Origin of the sequence: Streptococcus sp. FDAARGOS_256, from assembly GCF_002289235.2 — a bacterium.
Lineage (GTDB): Bacteria > Bacillota > Bacilli > Lactobacillales > Streptococcaceae > Streptococcus.
In genome coordinates this window covers 1,181,361-1,202,507 of record NZ_NTGM02000001.1, presented here as the reverse complement: position 1 = coordinate 1,202,507, position 21,147 = coordinate 1,181,361, and the positions used below count along the sequence as shown (strand labels likewise).

At 43.3% G+C, this 21,147-nt stretch carries 20 protein-coding genes and 1 riboswitch; of the genes, 14 read left to right on the top strand and 6 right to left on the bottom strand.

Translation table 11 applies throughout. The features are described 5' to 3' along the window. The first annotated feature begins 130 nt into the window (after positions 1–130). From liaF to tig, 5 genes are all read left to right on the top strand, one after another. On the top strand, positions 131–829 hold the full coding sequence (gene liaF, locus A6J84_RS06090) for a cell wall-active antibiotics response protein LiaF (protein WP_095726250.1): 699 nt from the start codon (positions 131–133) through the stop codon (positions 827–829). Next, positions 826–1,824: a sensor histidine kinase gene (locus A6J84_RS06085; RefSeq protein ID WP_095726249.1), complete on the top strand. Its 999-nt coding sequence runs from the start codon at positions 826–828 to the stop codon at positions 1,822–1,824. Before liaF ends, A6J84_RS06085 begins: the two co-directional genes overlap by 4 nt. Positions 1,825–1,834: 10 nt before the next feature. Next, positions 1,835–2,467 (top strand): response regulator transcription factor, encoded by a 633-nt coding sequence (locus A6J84_RS06080; RefSeq protein ID WP_095726248.1) that lies wholly within the window; start codon positions 1,835–1,837, stop codon positions 2,465–2,467. Beyond that, positions 2,468–3,124, top strand: a complete 657-nt coding sequence (locus A6J84_RS06075) for a DNA alkylation repair protein (RefSeq protein ID WP_095726247.1) — start codon at positions 2,468–2,470, stop codon at positions 3,122–3,124. Positions 3,125–3,216: 92 nt separating this feature from the next. Then, on the top strand, positions 3,217–4,500 hold the full coding sequence (tig, locus tag A6J84_RS06070; protein WP_000116506.1) for a trigger factor: 1,284 nt from the start codon (positions 3,217–3,219) through the stop codon (positions 4,498–4,500). A 47-nt stretch (positions 4,501–4,547) separates the two neighbouring features. Here the strand turns inward: tig and A6J84_RS06065 are convergent, their stop codons facing one another. The 3 genes from A6J84_RS06065 to rnhC form a co-directional block, all read right to left on the bottom strand. Then, positions 4,548–6,917: an ATP-dependent RecD-like DNA helicase gene (locus A6J84_RS06065; protein WP_095726246.1), complete on the bottom strand. Its 2,370-nt coding sequence runs from the start codon at positions 6,915–6,917 to the stop codon at positions 4,548–4,550. A gap of 129 nt (positions 6,918–7,046) precedes the next feature. After that, entirely contained in the window at positions 7,047–7,661 is a 615-nt protein-coding gene (lepB, locus tag A6J84_RS06060; protein WP_095726245.1) for a signal peptidase I, read from the bottom strand. Positions 7,662–7,664: 3 nt separating this feature from the next. Next, complete coding sequence (gene rnhC, locus A6J84_RS06055; protein WP_095726244.1) at positions 7,665–8,546, bottom strand: ribonuclease HIII; 882 nt, start codon at positions 8,544–8,546, stop codon at positions 7,665–7,667. An 86-nt stretch (positions 8,547–8,632) separates the two neighbouring features. Between rnhC and zapA the strand changes: the two genes are divergently transcribed. The 6 genes from zapA (at position 8,633) to A6J84_RS06025 (ending at position 15,275) form a co-directional block, all read left to right on the top strand. After that, positions 8,633–8,935, top strand: coding sequence for a cell division protein ZapA (zapA, locus tag A6J84_RS06050; protein WP_000002028.1), 303 nt, complete (start codon positions 8,633–8,635; stop codon positions 8,933–8,935). Further along, a complete protein-coding gene (locus A6J84_RS06045) occupies positions 8,932–9,480 on the top strand; it encodes a CvpA family protein (RefSeq protein WP_000623539.1) in 549 nt (182 codons plus the stop codon). The genes zapA and A6J84_RS06045 overlap by 4 nt, the downstream gene beginning before the upstream one ends. A gap of 100 nt (positions 9,481–9,580) precedes the next feature. Then, positions 9,581–11,917, top strand: coding sequence for an endonuclease MutS2 (locus A6J84_RS06040; protein WP_095726243.1), 2,337 nt, complete (start codon positions 9,581–9,583; stop codon positions 11,915–11,917). Between the two features lie 168 nt (positions 11,918–12,085). Next, positions 12,086–12,174, top strand: a riboswitch (glycine riboswitch). 89 nt (positions 12,175–12,263) lie between these two features. Continuing rightward, complete coding sequence (locus A6J84_RS06035; protein ID WP_070696633.1) at positions 12,264–13,586, top strand: alanine/glycine:cation symporter family protein; 1,323 nt, start codon at positions 12,264–12,266, stop codon at positions 13,584–13,586. 130 nt (positions 13,587–13,716) lie between these two features. Further along, a complete protein-coding gene (locus tag A6J84_RS06030) occupies positions 13,717–14,265 on the top strand; it encodes a carboxymuconolactone decarboxylase family protein (protein ID WP_025171447.1) in 549 nt (182 codons plus the stop codon). Between the two features lie 110 nt (positions 14,266–14,375). Continuing rightward, positions 14,376–15,275 carry a TDT family transporter gene (locus tag A6J84_RS06025; protein WP_095726242.1) on the top strand — a complete coding sequence of 300 codons (900 nt, stop codon included), beginning with the start codon at positions 14,376–14,378 and terminating at the stop codon, positions 15,273–15,275. A 22-nt stretch (positions 15,276–15,297) separates the two neighbouring features. Here the strand turns inward: A6J84_RS06025 and serS are convergent, their stop codons facing one another. From serS to A6J84_RS06010, 3 genes are all read right to left on the bottom strand, one after another. Then, positions 15,298–16,572: a serine--tRNA ligase gene (serS, locus tag A6J84_RS06020; protein ID WP_095726241.1), complete on the bottom strand. Its 1,275-nt coding sequence runs from the start codon at positions 16,570–16,572 to the stop codon at positions 15,298–15,300. A 213-nt stretch (positions 16,573–16,785) separates the two neighbouring features. Then, on the bottom strand, positions 16,786–17,157 hold the full coding sequence (locus A6J84_RS06015; RefSeq protein WP_000079376.1) for a DUF956 family protein: 372 nt from the start codon (positions 17,155–17,157) through the stop codon (positions 16,786–16,788). 2 nt (positions 17,158–17,159) lie between these two features. Further along, entirely contained in the window at positions 17,160–18,524 is a 1,365-nt protein-coding gene (locus A6J84_RS06010; RefSeq protein ID WP_000869637.1) for an aspartate kinase, read from the bottom strand. Positions 18,525–18,806: 282 nt separating this feature from the next. On the opposite strand from A6J84_RS06010, the gene A6J84_RS06005 reads away from it, so the two are divergent. The 3 genes from A6J84_RS06005 to A6J84_RS05995 all read left to right on the top strand — a co-directional run bounded on the left by A6J84_RS06005 (position 18,807) and on the right by A6J84_RS05995 (position 21,091). Beyond that, complete coding sequence (locus A6J84_RS06005) at positions 18,807–19,592, top strand: enoyl-CoA hydratase (RefSeq protein ID WP_001015588.1); 786 nt, start codon at positions 18,807–18,809, stop codon at positions 19,590–19,592. Positions 19,593–19,682: 90 nt separating this feature from the next. Beyond that, positions 19,683–20,117 (top strand): MarR family winged helix-turn-helix transcriptional regulator, encoded by a 435-nt coding sequence (locus A6J84_RS06000; protein WP_000386335.1) that lies wholly within the window; start codon positions 19,683–19,685, stop codon positions 20,115–20,117. Continuing rightward, on the top strand, positions 20,117–21,091 hold the full coding sequence (locus tag A6J84_RS05995) for a beta-ketoacyl-ACP synthase III (RefSeq protein ID WP_095726240.1): 975 nt from the start codon (positions 20,117–20,119) through the stop codon (positions 21,089–21,091). Before A6J84_RS06000 ends, A6J84_RS05995 begins: the two co-directional genes overlap by 1 nt. Positions 21,092–21,147 lie beyond the last annotated feature (56 nt).

The window sequence follows — 21,147 nt, the reverse complement described above, 5'->3', positions numbered from 1 at the left end:
CTTTTGCCAACTGTGGTGAGTTGATGAAACCAAGCTTGTAGGAGCGATTTCTGTCCAATCTCCTTTTTCCATCCTCAGACCGAGGTGACTTTTTTGAATTGTGATAAAATAGAAAAGAGAGGATGCAGCTATGAAAAAATTTCAAATCTTTTTATTTATTGAAGCCTGTCTATTGACGGGAGCTCTGATTTTGATGGTATCAGAGCATTTTTCGCGTTTTCTGCTGATTTTATTTCTCTTTATGCTCTTGCTACGCTATTATTCAGGTAAAGAGGGTAACAATGTGTTCCTCCTTGTGGCGACCATACTCTTCTTTTTCATCGTCATGCTTAATCCCTTTGTGATTATAGCCATCTTTGTGGCAGTGATTTACAGTCTCTTTCTTCTTTATCCAATGATGAACCAAGAAAAAGAGGAGACGGACTTGGTATTTGAAGAGGTGGTAACGGTTAAAAATGAACGCAATCCTTGGTTTGGCAATCTCCATCATTTCTCTAGTCACCAGACCTGCCAGTTTGACGATATCAACCTCTTTCGCCTGATGGGTAAGGACACCATTCATTTGGAAAGAGTTATCCTAACCAATCATGACAATGTCATTATCCTTAGAAAGATGGTCGGAACAACTAGGATTATCGTACCAGTTGATGTGGAAATCAGCCTCAGTGTTAACTGTCTTTATGGAGATCTAACCTTCCTTCATCAACCTAAGAGATCCCTCCGCAATGAACACTATCATCAGGAGACCAGAGACTATCTCAAGAGTAACAAGAGCGTCAAAATTTTCCTAACTACTATGGTTGGCGATGTGGAGGTGGTCAGAGGATGAAAAAGCAATCTTATCTGTTAATCGGGCTGACTGCTCTCCTTTTTATCCTCTTTTTGACCAATAGTCTACTTGATATTTTTGAACTGGATTGGTCCTATTTGCTACAGGATATCGAGAAAACGGAGAAACTCATCTTCTTGATCTTGGTCTTTAGTCTTTCCATGACCTTCTTTTTTGTCCTCTTTTGGCGGGTGATGGAAGAAATTTCACGCAGAAAAATGCAGATCAATCTCAAGCGACTGCTAGCAGGAAAAGAGGTGGTTTCTTTTGCAGATCCAGACTTGGAAGCCAGTTTCAAGTCCTTGTCTGGCAAGCTCAACCTCTTGACAGAGGCTGTTCAAAAGGCTGAAAATCAAAGCCTGGTCAGGGAAGAAGCAATCATCGAGAAAGAACGGAAGCGGATTGCACGTGACTTGCACGATACAGTTAGTCAGGAGTTGTTTGCAGCCCATATGATTTTATCAGGTGTCAGCCAGCAGGCCTTGAAGCTGGATAGAGAAAAGATGCAGACCCAGTTGCAAAGTGTTGCAGCCATTCTCGAAACAGCCCAGAAAGATTTGCGGGTCTTGCTCCTACATTTGCGACCTGTAGAGTTGGAAGAAAAGAGTTTGGTTGAGGGGATTCAAATCCTCTTAAAAGAGCTTGAGGACAAGAGCGATCTCAAGGTTAGCCTCAAGCAAAATGTGTCTAAATTGCCTAAGAAGATTGAAGAACATATCTTCCGTATTTTGCAGGAATTGATCAGCAATACCCTCCGCCATGCCCAGGCATCTTGCCTAGATGTCTACCTCTATCAGACAGAGGTAGAATTGCAGCTGAAGGTGGTGGACAATGGAATTGGTTTCCAGTTGGGGAGTTTAGATGACTTGAGTTATGGGCTGCGAAATATTAAGGAGCGGGTCGAAGATATGGCAGGAACGGTTCAACTCTTGACAGCTCCAAAGCAAGGACTGGCGGTTGATATCCGTATTCCCCTGCTAGACAAGGAATCATAAAGGAGTATAGATGAAAATTTTACTGGTAGATGACCATGAAATGGTCCGATTGGGCTTGAAAAGCTACTTTGACCTCCAAGACGATGTAGAAGTTGTGGGCGAGGCGGCCAATGGGTCTCAAGGTATTGAGTTAGCCTTGGAACTCCGTCCAGATGTCATTGTCATGGATATTGTCATGCCTGAGATGAATGGGATTGATGCAACCTTAGCCATCCTCAAAGAATGGCCTGAAGCCAAGATTTTGATTGTGACATCTTACTTGGACAATGAAAAAATCATGCCTGTCTTGAACGCTGGTGCTAGAGGCTATATGCTCAAGACTTCAAGTGCGGATGAATTGCTGCACGCTGTTCGTAAGGTGGCTGCTGGAGAGCTGGCTATTGAACAAGAGGTCAGCAAGAAGGTTGAATACCACCGTAATCATATGGAGCTTCATGAGGAGCTGACTGCGCGTGAGCGAGACGTGCTCCAACTCATCGCTAAGGGCTACGAAAATCAACGCATTGCAGATGAACTCTTCATCTCTCTCAAGACGGTCAAGACCCACGTGTCCAACATCCTAGCCAAGCTTGAGGTCAGTGATCGCACCCAGGCTGCGGTCTATGCCTTTCAGCACCACTTGGTTGGGCAGGAGAACTTTTAGATGAGTCTTGCAGATTTACTTGAGGAGCTAGAAGCGGCGAAAGATCCTGAGAAAGCAGGCCCAATGGAAGCCTATATGCGATACCAATTTTCCTTTTTAGGTATTGCAGCTCCTGAAAGAAATGCCCTCTACAAAAAATACTTTCCAAGTGCGAAAAAAACAAAGCTCATCTATTGGGATTTTGTAGACACTTGCTGGGAAAAGGATGCTAGAGAATATCAATATGTGGCTGCCAACTATTTGAAAGCTATGCAGTCTTATTTGACGGAGAACGATTTGCCTAAGCTTGAGCGTCTAGTCGTAACCAAATCCTGGTGGGACACAGTAGATATCCTAGACCGAGTAGTAGGAAGTTTGGTATATGACAAGCCAGAACTGGGAGAAATCATCCTCAAATGGAGCCTATCAGACAATATCTGGCTGAGGCGAGTCGCTATTGACCACCAGTTGTTAAGAAAAGAGAAGACGGATGTTCAACTAATGGAAAAGGTCCTGCTCAATAATCTGGACCAGACCGAATTTTTTATCAACAAAGCCATCGGTTGGGCCCTAAGAGACTACTCCAAAACCAATCCGGAATGGGTAGCAAGCTTCATCGAAAAAAACAGGGAAAGAATGGCTGAACTCAGTATCAGGGAAGCAAGCAAGTACCTTTAGCATCATTGAAAAGCGCATTCATTACTTGAAAATTAACCGTGGTTTATGCTATAATAGACTGTATTTAAAAAATTTTAAGGAGAAATGACAGAATGTCTGTATCATTTGAAAACAAAGAAACAAACCGTGGTGTCTTGACTTTCACAATCTCTCAAGACCAAATCAAACCAGAATTGGACCGTGTATTTAACTCAGTAAAGAAAACTCTTAACGTTCCTGGTTTCCGTAAAGGTCACCTTCCACGCCCTATCTTCGACCAAAAATTTGGTGAAGAAGCTCTTTATCAAGATGCAATGAACGCACTTTTGCCAAATGCTTATGAAGCTGCAGTAAAAGAAGCTGGTCTTGAAGTCGTTGCGCAACCAAAAATTGACGTAACTTCAATGGAAAAAGGTCAAGACTGGGTTATCACTGCTGAAGTCGTGACAAAACCTGAAGTAAAATTGGGTGACTACAAAAACCTTGAAGTATCAGTTGATGTAGAAAAAGAAGTAACTGACGCTGACGTTGAAGAACGTATCGAACGCGAACGCAACAACTTGGCTGAATTGGTTATCAAAGAAGGCGCTGCTGAAAATGGCGACACTGTTGTTATTGACTTCGTTGGTTCTATTGACGGTGTTGAATTTGACGGTGGAAAAGGTGAAAACTTCTCACTTGGACTTGGTTCAGGTCAATTCATCCCTGGTTTTGAAGACCAATTGGTTGGACACTCAGCTGGCGAAACTGTTGATGTAGTTGTAACATTCCCAGAAGACTACCAAGCAGAAGACCTTGCAGGTAAAGAAGCTAAATTCGTAACAACTATTCACGAAGTAAAAGCAAAAGAAGTTCCAGCTCTTGACGATGAACTTGCAAAAGACATCGACGAAGAAGTGGAAACTCTTGACGAATTGAAAGAAAAATACCGCAAAGAATTGACTGCTGCGAAAGAAGAAGCATACAAAGATGCCGTTGAAGGTGCAGCAATCGATAAAGCTGTAGAAAACGCTGAAATCGTAGAACTTCCAGAAGAAATGATCCACGAAGAAGTTCACCGTTCAGTAAATGAATTCCTTGGAAACTTGCAACGCCAAGGGATCAACCCTGACATGTACTTCCAAATCACAGGAACTACTCAAGAAGACCTTCACAAACAATACGAAGCAGAAGCTGAGTCACGTACGAAGACTAACCTTGTTATCGAAGCAGTTGCCAAAGCTGAAGGATTTGACGCTTCAGAAGAAGAAATCCAAAAAGAAATCGAGCAATTGGCAGCAGACTACAACATGGAAGTTGCACAAGTGCAAAACTTGCTTTCAGCTGACATGTTGAAACACGATATCACTATCAAAAAAGCTGTTGAATTGATCACAAGCACTGCAACAGTAAAATAATCTTAAAAGAGAAAAAGCCCACCTGACTAGGTGGGCTTTCTGTTGCACTATTTTCCAAAAATCTCTTTTAAGTCAGCATCTGTAATCCCGATCATGGCTGGGATGCTAGACCAGTTTTCCTCAGTGAGGATGTAGGATTGTTCAGAGTCACTTGCTGTGGCAGTTTCAGAGAAGGCTTGTTTGCTTTCTTCAATATTAGTTTCAATTAAATCACTGAAACGCTCAATCAGATAGGTCTTGCGAGCAGTTCCAATATGTTTGATTGCATAGTCAAAGGCCTGTAATTCACCAAGAAGGATGAGCTTGCTCTTGGCCCGTGTGATAGCTGTGTAGATGAGATTTCGCTCCAGCATGCGCTTGCTAGCACTGGTGATGGGCAGGATGACAACAGGAAACTCACTTCCCTGAGACTTATGAATACTCATGGCATAGGCCAGGCGAATCTTGTACCATTCGTTACGTGGATAGATGACCTCATTGCCGTCAAAATCAATGACAATCTCGTCTTGTTTGGACTCGGTGTATTTTCCAGGAATCAGGTCTGTGATGTAGCCTAGGTCTCCATTAAAGACATTGACTTCAGCGTCGTTGACTAGGTGAATAACCTTGTCCCCCGTTCGATAGTGACACTGAGTTGCTTCAAAGCTAACTTGCCCCTTTTGCTGAGGATTGAGCAGGTCTTGCATGAGTTGGTTGATGGCATCAATACCAGCAGTTCCTCGATACATAGGTGCTAGCACCTGAATATCGCGAGCCGGAATGCCACTTCTGAGGGCAGCACCAAGAATTTTCTCAATGGTAGCTGGTATATAGCCATTAGCGATTTCAAAGTAGGAGCGGTCAGCTTTTTTCTGGGTAAAGTCGGCTGGCAAGATGCCTTGTCGAATCTGACTAGCCAAGGTGACGATAGTTGATTCTTCACTCTGACGGTAAATCCGTTCCAAGCGCGTCTGAGGTATCAGGGGTATCTGGAGCAGGTCGGCAAGGACTTGTCCAGGACTGACAGAAGGCAACTGGTCACTATCCCCCACGATGAGAATTTTGCTGTTAGAAGAGATATTGGAGAAGAGTTGGTTGGCTAACCAAGTGTCCACCATAGAAAACTCATCCACGATGATGAAGTCGGCATCCAGATAATCTTCCAGATGATTGGTATCATCGTCTCCCGTCATCCCCAAATGACGGTGTATAGTAGCGCTAGGCAAACCTGTTAATTCATTCATGCGCCGAGCCGCTCGACCAGTTGGTGCAGCAAGAAGGATAGGCAGGTTGCTTTTTTTCCTGAGATCAAGTCCTTCTAAGAGGGCATAAATAGCGATAATCCCATTGATAACAGTCGTCTTACCAGTACCAGGTCCACCTGTTAGGATAAAGACCTTGTTCTGGATAGCATCACAGATAGCTTGCTTTTGGATACTATCGTATTGGATACCCAGTTCTTTCTCGACGCTAGCGATATGCTTTTGAATGGTTTCCAAATCATGACTCTTTTGTTTTCCTTTTTCAAGGATACGAACCAAGTGACTGCGGATGCCTTCTTCAGCGAAAAAGAGGCTATTATCAAAGATTTTGGTATCAATCTGCTGAACCTTGTCTTCTTCAATCAAATGAGATAATTCCTGAGCTACTTGGCTGGGATCGAGTTCCACGGGACGGGAAGACTCGAGGAGAGTCAGGGTCTGTTCCAGCAAATCTCGGGCTTCCATATAGGTATTGCCCGTATCCATACATCCCTGAAAAAGACTGTGGACAAGGCCAGCACGGAAACGTTCAGGGGCTTGACTTTCGATGCCTAGTTCGGCGGCTAATTGGTCAGCAATGGTAAAGCCCAATCCCTTGATATCCTCAACCAACTGGTAGGGATAGTTTTCGACAATATCCAGCGTTTCTTCCTTGTAAAAGTTTTGAATCTGAAAGGCTAGTTTATTGGGAATGCCGTAGTTAGCTAGTTTTGCCAAGACCATCTCTGTTCCGTAGTTGAGACGGAGGGTGGAAACAAAAGCCTCACGGTTTTTGGCAGAGAGTCCTGCAATACTTTCCAGCTTTTCAGGATGTTCCAGAATTTCGTCAATGGTATTTTCACCATAGCTATCAACGATTTTTTGGGCCGTTTTGAGACCAATTCCTTTGAAATGGCTACTAGAAAAGTACTTGACTAGCCCATTTTTAGTTGGTTTTGCCCGCTCATAACGGCTGATCTGAAGCTGTTCTCCATACTTGGAGTGCTGAATGATTTGCCCCCAAAAAGTATAGTCTTCACCCTCAATTACATCAGCCATGGTTCCTGTAACGATGATTTCAAAATCGTCAAAGTCCTCCGCGTCCGTATCTTCGATATCTAGGAGGAGAATGCGATAAAAATTACTGGGATTTTCAAAAATAATCCGTTCAATGGTGCCTGAAAAATAAACTTCCATAGGTTTCCTTTACATGAGTTCGTGAGAGTTGGACCCTTAGCTTCTTTCAACAAGCTAGGAGACTAAAAGTCCTTCTTCTCGCAATAGAAAAAGAGACTGAGACTTAGCATTCTCGGCCTCTTCCTTATCTTAAAAAGTTCCGATACGGTTAAGTGGCCAGAAACGGAATTTTGCTTCGCCTTTGATATCGCTGGCCTTGAAGGTACCAATGTGGCGGCTGTCGCTAGAGACTAGACGATCATCACCAAGGAGAAGGTACTCACCTTGAGGGACAGTAAAGCTGAAGCTGGTATTGGAATTGACATCGACTGTAAAGGCCTGTGCCTTTTGAGCAAGTTCTCTAAAGTAAACTCCCTTATTGCCTTCAAATCCTTTTCCAGTATAGGTGTTTTGCAACTTTTCTGTTTTGAACAAGTTGAGGTATTCAGCTAGGTAAGGTTCATTCGTTTCTTCACCGTTGATAAAGAGTTTGTCATTTTCGTAGCGGATGGTATCACCAGGCATGCCGATAACCCTTTTGACAATATCTTTATTTCCGTCTTCCTCATGCGCAACCACGATGTCGAAGCGGTCAATTGGGAGATGTTTAACAACGAAGAGAACTTCTCCGTCGGCTAGGGTAGGGTCCATCGAGTGTCCTTCTACACGGACATTGCTCCAAAGAAAGATACGGCTAAGACCGACCAGTGCGATAATCAGGAAGAAAACTCCCCATTCTTTTAGAAATGTTTTAAACGAATTCATAATTTACCTTTCTAGAAGTGTTTTTGCTTTTTCAGTGTTTTTAAAATGCAATTTGGCACAGAAATGAAGTCCCTTCATGCCATAGGCCTGCAGGATTTTGCTAGCAACCTTATCAGATGCAGTTCCAGCGCCACTTGGCAGTTGATAGCCCAGTTCTCGTCCTAGATTTTCCAAGTTTTCGAGGAAGAGATCCCGCGCGATGATAGAGCTAACTGCAACAGCTAGGTATTTGCCCTCGGCTTTTTCTTCTAAGCTAATTTTGTTTGGAAAACGGTTGGCTTCTTGTGCCAAGTACTTATTATAGTTTTTAGGGCTTGTAAAAGCATCAATCACGATTTTTTCTGGCTGGATTCCTTTTTGAAGCAGGAGAAAGATAGCCTGGTTATGAAGGGCAACCTTTACAGAAACAGCATTGTAACGCTCTCCAATAACTTCGTTGTACTTGCTCGGTGAAAGAAGGAGCGCTTGGTGCTGGACCTTTTCTTTAAGGATAGGGGCAATCTGACGAATCTTTTGGTCTGTCAGAGTCTTGGAATCTCCCACGCCGAGTTTTCGCAAGAAGTCGTGCTGGTCAGGTGTTACGAAGGAAGCCACGACAGCCAACCCACCAAAGTAGGAACCATTTCCCACCTCATCAGTCCCAATCATAGGAAAATCTTGTCCACTGGTTTCCTCTACAACTTGATAGCCAAAGAAACTAGCGTATTGCTCAGCAGCTTCGCCCTGCAGGAGAACTTTTCCAGAAGTATAGATGGAAACTGTTGCCTGAGGGAAGCGCAAAAAATAGCGGATATAAGGATTTTTACTAGGACTGAGAGCCTTCTGATACTGACTTAAAAAGCTCTGAATTTCCTGTTCACTTGGTGTGAGTGTGATACTTGCCATAGTCTCTATTGTACCACAAAAGCAGGAGAATTGGTAAAAACTGACAAAGTTAGCGAAATTTGGTATAATATCGTGAGGTGAATTTTATGGCAAATCTAAATCGATATAAGTTTACATTCGGGAAAAAGACATTAACCTTGACAACCGAGCATGACAACCTCTTTATGGAGGAAATTGCCAAGGTTGCGACTGAAAAATACCAAGCAATTAAAGAACAAATGCCTGGGGCGGATGATGAAACCATTGCGCTTCTTTTGGCGGTCAATTGTCTGTCTACACAACTCAACCGTGAGATTGAATTTGATGACAAGGAGCAAGAGTTGTTAGAACTCCGCCACAAGTTGATTGCTGTTAAACAAGAACAGAGCAAGATTGAGGACTCCCTATGATTTCAATCCTACTCTTATTGGTTCTGGCTTGGGGCTTTTACATCGGCTACCGTAGAGGTTTGGTGCTGCAAGTTTATTATTTCCTCGTTGCAGTGATTTCAGCCTTTGTTGCGGGACAGTTTTATAAATCACTGGGCGACCACTTCCACTTGCTTGTCCCTTATGCCAATCCTCAGGAAGGACAGGGAACCTTTTTCTTCCCTTCAGACCAGCTGTTTCATCTAGACAAGGTCTTTTATGCGGGTCTAGCCTACCTTTTAGTTTTTGGGATTTGCTACACTATCGGACGTTTTATCGGTTTGTTCCTGCACTTGATTCCAACTAAAAAGCTCGATGTCAAATGGTTGCGTATCGGATCAGGCCTTTTATCTCTATTGGTAACCTTATTTGTCTTGCAAATGGCTCTGACCATTCTTGCAACAGTGCCTCTGGCAGTCATTCAAAATTCACTCGAAAAAAGTATAGTAGCCAAACACATCATCCAAAGTGTCCCTTTTACGACAAATCTTATCAAACAACTCTGGGTGACAAATTTAATCGGATAAAAAGGGCGGGATTTTTCCTAGCCCTTTGTTTACAGATTGGACGACTAAGTCAAAACCCTTAGTTGCTATAATCTTGTAAACCAGCATACAAGGAAAAAATATGAATACAAAAATACTAGAAACCTTAGAATTTAATAAAATCAAAGCCTTGTTTGAACCGCATCTCTTGACAGAACAAGGACTAGAGGAGCTAAAAGGCTTGGTTCCAACTGCCAAGGTGGATAAGATCAAGCAAGCCTTTACAGAGATGGAGGAAATGCAAGCCCTATTTGTGGAGCAACCTCAATTTACCATCCTAGCGACGCGTGAGATATCAGCTGTTTGCAAGCGTCTGGAGATGGGGGCGGATCTCAATATTGAGGAGTTCCTGCTCCTCAAACGGGTCTTGCTGGCTAGCAGAGAGTTGCAAAGTTTTTATACCAATCTTGAAAACGTACGCTTGGAGCAGTTGGCGAGATGGTTTGAAAAACTACATGATTTTCCACACTTGCAAGGGAGTCTCCAAGCCCTAAATGATGCAGGATTTATCGAGAATTTTGCCAGCGAAGAACTAGCACGCATTCGTCGAAAAATCCATGATAGCGAGAGTCAAGTTCGAGATGTCTTGCAAGACTTGCTCAAGCAACAATCGCAGATGTTGACGGAAAGCATAATCGCTAGCAGAAATGGCCGTCAAGTCTTACCAGTCAAGAACACCTATCGCAATAAGATTGCAGGTGTTGTTCATGACATCTCTGCCAGTGGAAACACGGTCTACATCGAGCCGCGTGAGGTCGTCAAGCTGAGCGAAGAAATCGCTAGTCTGCGAGCTGATGAGCGCTATGAGATGATTCGTATCCTGCAGGAGTTATCGGAACGGGTCCGTCCTCATGCTTCTGAGATTGCTAATGACGCTTGGATCATCGGCCATCTGGATCTGATTCGTGCCAAGGTGCGTTTCATCCAAGAAAGACAAGCAGTCGTTCCTCAACTTTCAGAGAACCAAGAGATTCAACTCCTTCATGTTCGCCATCCTTTGGTCAAAAATGCTGTCGCAAACGATGTACACTTTGGTAAGGAATTAACGGCCATTGTCATTACAGGTCCCAATACGGGTGGGAAGACCATCATGCTCAAAACCCTGGGCTTGACTCAACTCATGGCCCAGTCAGGCTTGCCCATTCTAGCTGACAAGGGGAGCCGTGTCGGTATTTTCGAGGAAATCTTCGCAGATATTGGGGATGAGCAGTCTATCGAACAAAGCTTGTCTACCTTCTCCAGTCACATGACCAATATCGTAGATATTCTTGGCAAGGTCAACCAACATTCACTCTTACTCTTGGATGAGTTGGGGGCTGGTACAGATCCTCAAGAGGGAGCCGCCCTTGCTATGGCTATTCTGGAGGATCTTCGTCTACGTCAGGTTAAGACCATGGCGACGACCCACTATCCAGAACTCAAGGCCTACGGTATTGAGACAGCCTTTGTGCAAAATGCCAGCATGGAGTTTGATACAGCCAGTCTGCGTCCGACCTATCGCTTTATGCAGGGCGTTCCTGGTCGAAGCAATGCCTTTGAAATTGCCAAACGCCTAGGACTGTCAGATGTCATCGTCGGGGATGCCAGTCAGCAGGTCAACCAAGATAATGACGTCAACCGCATCATTGAGCAATTGGAAGAGCAGACATTGGAAAGCCGCAAACGCTTGGACAATATCCGAGAGGTGGAGCAAGAAAACCTCAAGATGAACCGAGCACTCAAAAAACTTTACAACGAGCTCAATCGTGAAAAGGAAACTGAGCTTAACAAGGCGCGTGAACAAGCTGCAGAGATTGTGGAACTAGCGCTAAGTGAGAGTGACCAAATCCTGAAAAACCTCCACAGTAAGTCTCAACTCAAACCCCACGAAATCATTGAAGCCAAGGCTGAGCTGAAAAAACTAGCCCCTGAAAAAGTCGACTTGTCTAAAAACAAGGTCCTTCAAAAAGCCAAGAAAAAACGAGCTCCGAAGGTGGGAGATGATATCGTGGTTCTCAGTTATGGTCAAAGAGGAACCTTGACCGATCAGCTTAAGGACGGCCGCTGGGAAGCCCAAGTTGGCTTGATCAAGATGACCTTGAAAGAGAAAGAATTTGACCTTGTTCAGGCCCAACAAGAAGCCCCAGTCAAGAAAAAACAAGTCAATGTCGTCAAACGTGCTTCTGGTCGTGGTCCGCAAGCGAGACTGGATCTCCGAGGCAAACGGTACGAAGAGGCCATGAATGAGCTAGATGCCTTTATCGACCAAGCTCTGCTCAATAACATGGCGCAAGTCGACATCATCCATGGTATCGGAACGGGAGTCATCCGTGAGGGTGTCACCAAATACCTACAAAGAAACAAGCATGTTAAAACTTTCGGCTATGCTCCACAAAATGCTGGCGGTAGTGGCGCAACCATTGTGACCTTTAAAGGATAGAGAGAAGAAGGATTCGCTCTTTCTGAAAAAGGGAATGAAAGGTCAAAAATTTTCATAGAATATATTGACAATGGCTAACTTTTCTTGTAGAATAATAAAAAATAAAATACCAACACCGAATGAAGTTTAATAGAAGTGGAGAAAGGTTTGTTTTCCATGACTGTAAATGGACGGAACTCTGGAGAGACCGTAAAGGCACCGAAGGGGCAAGGCAGGCAACTGCTCAAACTCTCAGGTAAAAGGACAGAGCTAGGATAGACCGCTTTTTGGCATTTATCTAAGCATTCCAGAGTACATGTATCTTGCATGTGCTCTTTCTTTTGGGGTTGAAAGATAGGAGAAGGATATGTTAGAATTGCTAAAAGCGCTTGATGCTTTCGTTTGGGGGCCTCCCCTCTTGATCTTATTGGTCGGAACGGGTATCTATTTGACCATCCGACTGGGCCTTTTGCAGGTTACTCGTCTCCCTAAGGCCTTTCAGTTGATCTTTACCAAGGACAAGGGGCACGGCGATGTGTCGAGCTTTGCTGCTCTCTGTACGGCTCTAGCAGCCACAGTTGGTACGGGAAATATCATCGGGGTAGCGACAGCCATTAAGGTTGGAGGACCAGGGGCCCTCTTTTGGATGTGGATGGCGGCCTTCTTTGGGATGGCGACCAAATATGCCGAAGGCTTGCTGGCCATCAAATACCGTACTAAGGATGCAAATGGAGCTGTAGCTGGAGGACCCATGCATTACATCCTTTTGGGGATGGGAGAAAAGTGGCGTCCACTTGCTATCTTCTTTGCCCTAGCGGGTGTATTGGTAGCCCTTCTAGGGATTGGTACCTTTACCCAAGTCAATTCAATTACAGAATCTATCCAAAATACAGCTCAAATTAATCCAGCTATCACAGCTCTGATTTTATCCATTTTTGTAGGGATTGCCGTCTTTGGTGGCCTCAAATCCATATCAAAAGTTTCGACAGCAGTGGTTCCTTTTATGGCTATTGTCTATATTTTAGGAACTCTTACAGTTATTCTCTTTAATATCGAGAAAATCCCAGCCACACTTGTACTGATCTTTACTTCAGCCTTTAGTCCAGCGGCTGCGGTAGGTGGTTTTGCAGGTGCCAGTATTCGGATGGCTATCCAGAATGGTGTGGCGCGAGGAGTCTTTTCTAATGAATCTGGTCTTGGTTCTGCTCCCATTGCGGCGGCTGCAGCTAAGACTAATGAGCCTGTCGAGCAAGGCTTGATTTCCATGACAGGAACCTTTATTGATACCCTCATTATCTGTACGTTGACTGGTTTAACAATCTTGGTAACTGGGGTTTGGAGTGGTGATTTGAATGGGGTTGCCTTGACCCAGTCAGCCTTTTCAACAGTTTTTTCATATTTTGGACCTTCCCTCTTGACCATTTTCCTTGTACTCTTTGCCTTTACGACGATTCTCGGATGGAACTACTACGGAGAACGCTGTTTTGAGTTTCTCTTTGGTGTTCGTTTTATCTGGCTTTACCGTGTAGTCTTTGTAGTCATGGTCTTGTTGGGAGGATTTATCGAGTTGGATATGGTCTGGATTATTGCAGATATCGTCAATGCCTTGATGGCTTTACCAAACTTGATTGCCCTCTTAGTCTTATCGCCAGTCGTCATTGCTGAGACTAAACAGTATTTTAAACACTAACCCAATCACACTTTTAGTGTGATTTTTTCATTTCATAGACATTTCCTATCAAGGCTATTGGAAATATATATTATCCAAGTGAAAAATTCTATGATAGACTAAATGACAATAAAATGAAAAGAGGTTTCTTATGACAACATTTACCATCCACACAGTAGAATCAGCACCAGCAGAAGTGAAAGAAGTTCTTGAAACAGTACAAAAAGACAACAATGGCTATATTCCCAACCTAATCGGTCTCTTGGCCAACGCTCCTACCGCGCTTGAAGCCTACCGAACTGTCGGAGCCATCAACCGTCGCAATAGCTTAACACCAGTAGAGCGTGAAGTAGTGCAAATCACGGCAGCCGTAACCAATGGTTGCGCTTTCTGCGTGGCTGGACATACTGCCTTTTCAATCAAACAAATCCAGATGAATGATGATCTTCTCCAAGCCCTTCGCAACCGCACTCCGATTGAAACAGATCCAAAACTAGATACTCTAGCTAAGTTTACCTTGGCGGTCATCAATACCAAAGGGCGTGTAGGAGATGAAGCCCTTAGCGAATTTTTAGAAGCAGGCTACACGCAACAAAATGCCTTGGACGTGGTTCTCGGTGTTAGTCTTGCTAGCCTTTGCAACTATGCGAACAACCTAGCCAATACGCCTATTAATCCAGAATTGCAACCTTATGCCTAGTTCGAATCAGAAAGAAAAAATGAAGGCTGAGCAATCCAGTCTTCATTTTTCTATGCTATTTTAAGCGCTTTTATGCTATACTAATAATAACATGATTATTGGAGGCTAGGATGAAAAAGCTCCCCTTAGTATTCTCTGGCTGTTTATTAGGTTTAGCAGGTGCAGGAAATCTGATTGCAGATACTTTGCCAGTTCTGTCGCATTTATTTAGTCTGACTGGATTAGTTTTGTGGCTTTTCTTTCTGATTCTTCATCTTTTTAATTGGGAAGAAACCAAGAAAGAATTGACCAGGCCCCCTCTTTTATCTGGGATGGCCACTTTTCCTATGGCTGGGATGATTTTATCGACCTATGTCTTTCGCGTATTCCCTGCTCTTCCTATAGTAGCACAAGGGATCTGGTGGTTTTCATTTCTCTTGGATTTGGCTTTGATTGCTACTTTTACCATCAAATTTGCCTGTCCAGGTCGGAGGGTCAATGCGACTCCTAGCTGGACGGTACTCTATGTGGGGATAGCAGTAGCAGCCTTGACCTATCCTCTTGTCGGAATCATTGAAATTGCCTATGCGACCTTGAGTTTTGGTTTTGTCTTGACCTTCTATCTCTATCCCCTTATTTATAGCGATTTAAAGAAACATCCACTCCCAGTGGCCTTGCTTGGACAGGAAGGAATCTACTGTGCTCCCTTTTCCCTACTCTTAGCTTCTCTAGTTCGAGTTGGAGGAGCAGGCCTACCGACTTGGCTCTTGATTGTCATGATTTTGGCATCTCAGTCCTTCTTTTTCTTTGTGTTGACTCGTCTGCCCAATATTTTAAAACAAGGCTTTCAACCAGCCTTCTCAGCCCTCACCTTCCCAACCATTATCACAGCTACCTCGCTCAAGATGGCTCAGGGAATTTTGAAACTTCCATTTCTGGATTATCTGGTATTGGCTGAAACCGTTATTTGCCTCACTATTTTATTCTTTGTCTTGGTTGGTTATCTGATTTGGTTACGAAAAAAGGTCTAGCTAGAAATAGCTAGGCCTTTTTTTATGGTTTGATAACTTCAGCTCCACCCATATATGGACGAAGAGCTTCTGGAATGGTTACAGAACCATCTGCGTTTTGGTAGTTTTCAAGAATGGCAGCCACTGTACGTCCAACTGCAAGTCCAGAACCATTCAAAGTGTGAAGGAGTTTCACCTTGCCATCTGCTTCATCACGGTAACGGATTTGGGCACGACGGGCTTGGAAATCTTCTGTATTTGAACAGCTTGAGATTTCACGATAGGTATTTTGGGCTGGAATCCAAACTTCCAAGTCGTAAGTCTTAGCAGCTGAGAAGCCCATGTCCCCAGTAGAGAGGGCAACGACACGGTATGGAAGGTTGAGTTTTTGAAGAATATTTTCAGCGTTGGCTGTCATTTTTTCTAATTCTTCATAAGATTCTTCTGGTTTGGTAAATTTGACCATTTCAACCTTGTGGAATTGGTGCAGACGAATCAAGCCGCGTGTATCACGACCAGCTGAACCAGCCTCAGAACGAAATGAAGGACTCATAGCAGTGAAGTAGATTGGTAGGTCTTTACCGTCAAGGATTTCATCACGGTAGTAGTTTGTAAGAGGCACTTCAGCTGTAGGAATGAGGACATAATTAGTGTCTTTCAATTCAAAAGTGTCTTCCTTGAATTTTGGATATTGACCAGTACCAAACATTGAGTCATGGTTAACCATGTATGGTGTGATGACTTCGGTATAGCCCTCTTTACCATGCTCATCCAACATGAAGTTGTAGATAGCCCGTTCCAAACGAGCCCCAAGTCCTTTATAGAAGAGGAAACGAGCGCCCGTTACCTTACCACCGCGTTCCCAGTCAAGGATACCCAAGTCTTCACCAAGATCCCAGTGAGCTTTTGGTTCGAAGTCAAACTCGCGTGGGCTACCCCAACGGCGGACTTCCACATTGTCATCTTCATCAGCCCCAACAGGAACACTGTCAGCTGGGATGTTTGGAAGAGTAGTGGTAAATTCTGTTAATTTAGCATCGATTTCTGCCAATTCAGCATCCAAGGCTTTGACTTCAGCAGATAGGGTTTGCATTGCAGCAATCTTGTCATCGGCATTTTCCTTGTTGCGCTTGGCTTGGGCAATCTCAGCAGAAACTGTGTTACGTTCTGCTTTTAGAGTTTCAACCTTGACCAAGACGTCACGACGTTTAGCATCGATTTCTTTCATCTCATTTAAGATAGCAGCATCTACACCACGTGTAGCTAATTTTTCAGCGACAGCATCAAAATCTGTGCGAATACGTTTAATATCTAACATAAGAACTCCTTTATGAAAAAAGCACACCTGACAAAGCGTTGGAGTGGCAGGGCCACGGTTCCATCCAACTTCACAGGTGTGCACTTGATTATATATGTAATTGTGAACAACGGTAGAATTTCACCTATCCCTCCTATCTGCTCGCAGCACCCGCAGACTTTCTGAAAGAAGGAGATAACTTACTTATCCGTTGCTATGATTATACTAAAGTTTCTACTTTTTTGCAAATAGATTTTTAAGTTTTTGTCCAATGGTCTGGAGTAGAGTCGGAAGTTTCACAACCTTTTCGTTTCCTAATTTTTCACGAGCGATTTTGAGGATAGCTCCAGAGTCTTTTGAAGCAAAAAGGAATTTTCCTTGATCAGTGAAGACTTCAAAGTGGCGGCTGATCTTGCGACCACTTACGTTGGCTCCGATTTGCTGAATGCTGGACCAGGGGATTTGAATATATTGTTCGACATTGACATCAGGATAAAACTCTAAGGCTTGATCCCCGATTAAAAATTTTCCAACTTTTCCAGAGATAGAGAGGTAAGATGTCCCAGTGGTTTGGAGGTCAATGACTTGATTGAGTGATTGGGCCATGATTAGTCTTCCTTACTTTCACCGAAAAAGGCATGATAGAGAGCCTTGATAGCTGCTTTTTCTTGCTCTTTATTGACAACAAACATGATGGAAACTTCACTTGAACCTTGGGACATCATCTGGATGTTGATTTTATTCTCAGACAAAGCACGTGTTGCAGTAGCAGTTACCCCGATATGGCTCTTCATCTTTTCTCCGACAATCATAATGATGGAAAGGTCATGTTCGATTTCAGCATGGTCCACTTCAGCCTTTTGAACGAGTTGACGTAGAATTTCTTCTTCTTTGATAGGAGTTAATTCACGAGAGCGGAGGATGATTGAAAGATCGTCAATACCTGTAGGCATGTGTTCCCAACCGATATTGAGGTCCTCAAGGATTTGAAGAACCTTGCGACCAAACCCGACTTCGCGGTTCATGAGGTATTTTGACATGTTGATGCTGACGAATCCTGAGTCACCCGCAATTCCTACTACAGGGAATTTATCACTACTATGTTCTAAAACAATGCGTGTTCCTGGGTGGTCAGGGTTGTTGGTATTCTTGATGACAAGAGGAATTTTTCCGCGGTAAGCGGGTAGAAGAGCTTCGTCATGAAGAACTGAAAATCCAGCGTAAGCCAACTCACGCATTTCACGGTAGGTTAATTCAGGAATGGAGTGTGGTTGGTGGATAATACCAGGATGGGCAGCAAAGATACCATCTACGTCTGTAAAGTTCTCATAGAGATCAGCCTTAACACCTGCTGCAATGATAGAACCTGTGATATCTGAACCTCCACGTGAAAAAGTACAGATTTGATTTTCCTTAGTCACACCAAAGAAACCAGGGATGACAAGGACTTCGGTGCTATCAGCCAAGCCTTCAATCTTGTCATAACTAGATGGAATGATACGTGCGTTTCCAGGTTCACTTGTGACAACAATTCCAGCTTCTCTTGGGTGAACATAGCGTGCATCGATACCGTTTTGGTTAAAGTAGGCTGCAATCAATTTGGCATTGTTATTTTCTCCAGCCGCTAGGAAGGTATCATAGAGAAATTCATTGTCCTCTATAGGAAGAGTTGCCAAGGCCCGAATACTTTTAGAGATTTTTTCTAAAACAGCAGGTTTTAACCCAAGTTCACTAACCATAGCGGCATAACGGTCAATGATCCAGCTTTGGCTAGCACTGATGTCATTTCCAGCCACATAGTCGCGATAGTATTTGATCAAGGCATCAGTTACCTTGGTATCTTCAGCATTGCGTTTACCGGGTGCAGAAACGACTACAAAACGGCGTTCTTTATCACTTTTAACGATGTTTAAAACTTTTTCTAACTGACCAGCAGAGGCAAGCGAGCTTCCACCAAATTTTACAACCTTCATAAGGACTCCTCAAGTAAGTATTTTATACGATTATAGCAGAAAGAGGGGCATTTTTCAATGAAGAAAATAACTTCCTATTATAATAGAAGAAAACACTAACTTATTCTGAAAAGCGATAACAGTTTAAAAGTAAGAGGGTCAAATTTTACTCAGACTCATAAATGATGGGTAAATAATCAGCTGAGACACTTTCCTTTAGTTTTTCCTTGCCTCTTTATCCAAAAAAAGGTATACTTTGATGATAAAACAATTTCATTGCCTTATAAAAGAAAAGGAGAAGCTATGAATCATATCTTATATCAGATCGTAGATGATCTTGCTATCATCACTTTGAATCGTCCCGAAGTGGCAAATGGTTTCCATATCCCAATGTGTGAGGAAATTTTAGAAGCTTTGACTCTAGCGGAGCAGGATCAAGCTGTGCAGTTCATCTTGATTAATGCGAATGGGAAGGTCTTTTCAGTTGGAGGAGACTTGGTTGAGATGAAACGCGCAGTAGACGAAGATGATATCCCTTCTTTGAATAAGATTGCAGAATTAGTCAATACAATTTCTTTTAAAATCAAGCAAATTCCTAAACCTGTTTTGATGGAGGTAGATGGAGCGGTTGCTGGTGCTGCAGCAAATATGGCAGTAGCAGTTGATTTCTGTTTGGCGACTGACAAGGCAAAATTCATTCAAGCCTTTGTCGGAGTTGGATTGGCGCCAGACGCTGGTGGGATTCATCTCTTGAGTCGTAGCATCGGGGTAACACGGGCTGCACAACTTGCTATGACAGGTGAAGCCTTAACTGCTGAAAAAGCGCTAGAATGGGGCGTGGTATACCGTGTTTGTGAAGTTGACAAATTAGAAAAAACAAGAGAACAAGTTCTGAAAAAATTAAGAAGAGGTTCAGCAAACTCATACGCAGCGATTAAAAAGTTAGTTTGGGAAAGTCAATTCAAGGATTGGCAGAATTATGCTGAATTAGAATTGAAACTACAAGAATCGTTATCTCTAACTGAAGATTTCAAAGAAGGGGTTCGAGCGCATTCTGAAAGAAGAAGACCAAAATTTACAGGAATGTGAAAAAATACTTGCACAATTTTTTGAAGTTTGTTATACTTCTTTTATCAAATGTTTTGATTGTAAAAGCTTTTTGAGGGGGAGGGAAACGATTTGGACTACCAACAAGTAAATGATTATCTAACATCTATTTTTAATAACGTCCTTGTGATTGAGGAGGTTAGCTTACGAGGTAGTCGATTCAAAGACATCTCCATCAAAGAAATGCACACGATCGATGTGATTGGGAAGTTCCCGGAGGCAACGCCAAGTAAGGTTTCAAAAGAACTGATGGTAACTCTTGGAACAGTGACGACGAGTTTGAATAACCTGGAGAGAAAAGGTTATATTGAGCGTATTCGTTCTGACCAAGACCGTCGAGTGGTCTATCTGCATTTGACAAAGAAAGGTCGTTTGGTTCACCGCCTTCATAAACGATTCCACAAGGCTATGGTCGAAAAAATCATCGATGGCATGAGCCCTGAGGAAAAAGAAGTCATGGGCAGAGGCTTAACGAACCTTTATCAATTTTTGGAGGATTTGAAATAATGGCTTTTGCAAAGATAAGCCAGGTTGCTCATTATGTTCCAGAGCAAGTGGTCACTAATCATGACTTAGCCCAAATCATGGACACAAGCGATGAGTGGATTTCAAGTCGGACAGGAATTAAACAGAGACATATTTCAAAAACAGAGTCTACAAGTGACTTGGCGACAGAAGTAGCTAAGAGCTTGTTGGCTAACGGGAGCTTAACAGCGGATCAGATTGATTTTATCATTGTAGCGACGATTACCCCAGACTCGATGATGCCTTCCACAGCAGCTCGAGTTCAGGCAAATATCGGAGCGCATAGAGCTTTCGCCTTTGATCTGACAGCAGCTTGCAGTGGCTTTGTATTCGCTCTCTCAACTGCAGAAAAGTTTTTAAGTTCTGGACAGTTCAAAAAAGGGATTGTTATCGGGGCTGAAACCTTATCCAAAGCAGTTGATTGGTCAGATCGTTCGACAGCTGTTCTCTTTGGGGATGGTGCTGGAGGGGTTCTCTTGGAAGCGAGCGAAACACGTCACTTCCTTGTGGAAAGTCTCTATACGGATGGCTCTCGGAGCGAGTGTTTGACCTATGGTCAAACGGCTTTGGCTTCTCCTTTCTCGGATCAAGAAGCAGTTCCTGCTTTTTTGAAGATGGATGGACGAGCAGTTTTTGATTTTGCAAATCGTGATGTTGCTAGATCGATCAAAGAAACCATTGAAAATGGTCCAATCGCAGCATCGGAATTGGATTATCTCTTGCTTCATCAGGCAAATATCCGCATTTTGGATAAGATGGCTAAGAAGATTGGTGTAGATCGAGACAAGCTTCCTGCCAATATGATGGAGTATGGAAATACCAGTGCAGCAAGTATCCCGATTTTGCTCTCAGAGTGTGTGGAGAATGGCATGATTCGTTTAGATGGTAGCCAGACGATTCTCCTATCAGGCTTCGGTGGAGGTTTGACATGGGGCACACTCATTCTTACAATCTAGGTAATCATGTGGTAAACACATAGTTATAAATTTTTTATATTTTAAAGGAGTCCTAT

Coding starts and splice junctions, on each gene's coding strand:
- A6J84_RS06080 (WP_095726248.1), top strand. CDS start 1,835: ATGAAAATTTTACTGGTAGATGACCATGAAATGGTCCGATTGGGCTTG.
- A6J84_RS06010 (WP_000869637.1), bottom strand. CDS start 18,524: ATGAAGGTTGTAAAATTTGGTGGAAGCTCGCTTGCCTCTGCTGGTCAG.
- A6J84_RS06005 (WP_001015588.1), top strand. CDS start 18,807: ATGAATCATATCTTATATCAGATCGTAGATGATCTTGCTATCATCACT.
- A6J84_RS06025 (WP_095726242.1), top strand. CDS start 14,376: ATGAAAAAGCTCCCCTTAGTATTCTCTGGCTGTTTATTAGGTTTAGCA.
- serS (WP_095726241.1), bottom strand. CDS start 16,572: ATGTTAGATATTAAACGTATTCGCACAGATTTTGATGCTGTCGCTGAA.
- zapA (WP_000002028.1), top strand. CDS start 8,633: ATGGCAAATCTAAATCGATATAAGTTTACATTCGGGAAAAAGACATTA.
- A6J84_RS05995 (WP_095726240.1), top strand. CDS start 20,117: ATGGCTTTTGCAAAGATAAGCCAGGTTGCTCATTATGTTCCAGAGCAA.
- lepB (WP_095726245.1), bottom strand. CDS start 7,661: ATGAATTCGTTTAAAACATTTCTAAAAGAATGGGGAGTTTTCTTCCTG.
- A6J84_RS06030 (WP_025171447.1), top strand. CDS start 13,717: ATGACAACATTTACCATCCACACAGTAGAATCAGCACCAGCAGAAGTG.
- rnhC (WP_095726244.1), bottom strand. CDS start 8,546: ATGGCAAGTATCACACTCACACCAAGTGAACAGGAAATTCAGAGCTTT.
- A6J84_RS06035 (WP_070696633.1), top strand. CDS start 12,264: ATGTTAGAATTGCTAAAAGCGCTTGATGCTTTCGTTTGGGGGCCTCCC.
- tig (WP_000116506.1), top strand. CDS start 3,217: ATGTCTGTATCATTTGAAAACAAAGAAACAAACCGTGGTGTCTTGACT.
- liaF (WP_095726250.1), top strand. CDS start 131: ATGAAAAAATTTCAAATCTTTTTATTTATTGAAGCCTGTCTATTGACG.
- A6J84_RS06065 (WP_095726246.1), bottom strand. CDS start 6,917: ATGGAAGTTTATTTTTCAGGCACCATTGAACGGATTATTTTTGAAAAT.
- A6J84_RS06045 (WP_000623539.1), top strand. CDS start 8,932: ATGATTTCAATCCTACTCTTATTGGTTCTGGCTTGGGGCTTTTACATC.
- A6J84_RS06075 (WP_095726247.1), top strand. CDS start 2,468: ATGAGTCTTGCAGATTTACTTGAGGAGCTAGAAGCGGCGAAAGATCCT.
- A6J84_RS06085 (WP_095726249.1), top strand. CDS start 826: ATGAAAAAGCAATCTTATCTGTTAATCGGGCTGACTGCTCTCCTTTTT.
- A6J84_RS06040 (WP_095726243.1), top strand. CDS start 9,581: ATGAATACAAAAATACTAGAAACCTTAGAATTTAATAAAATCAAAGCC.
- A6J84_RS06015 (WP_000079376.1), bottom strand. CDS start 17,157: ATGGCCCAATCACTCAATCAAGTCATTGACCTCCAAACCACTGGGACA.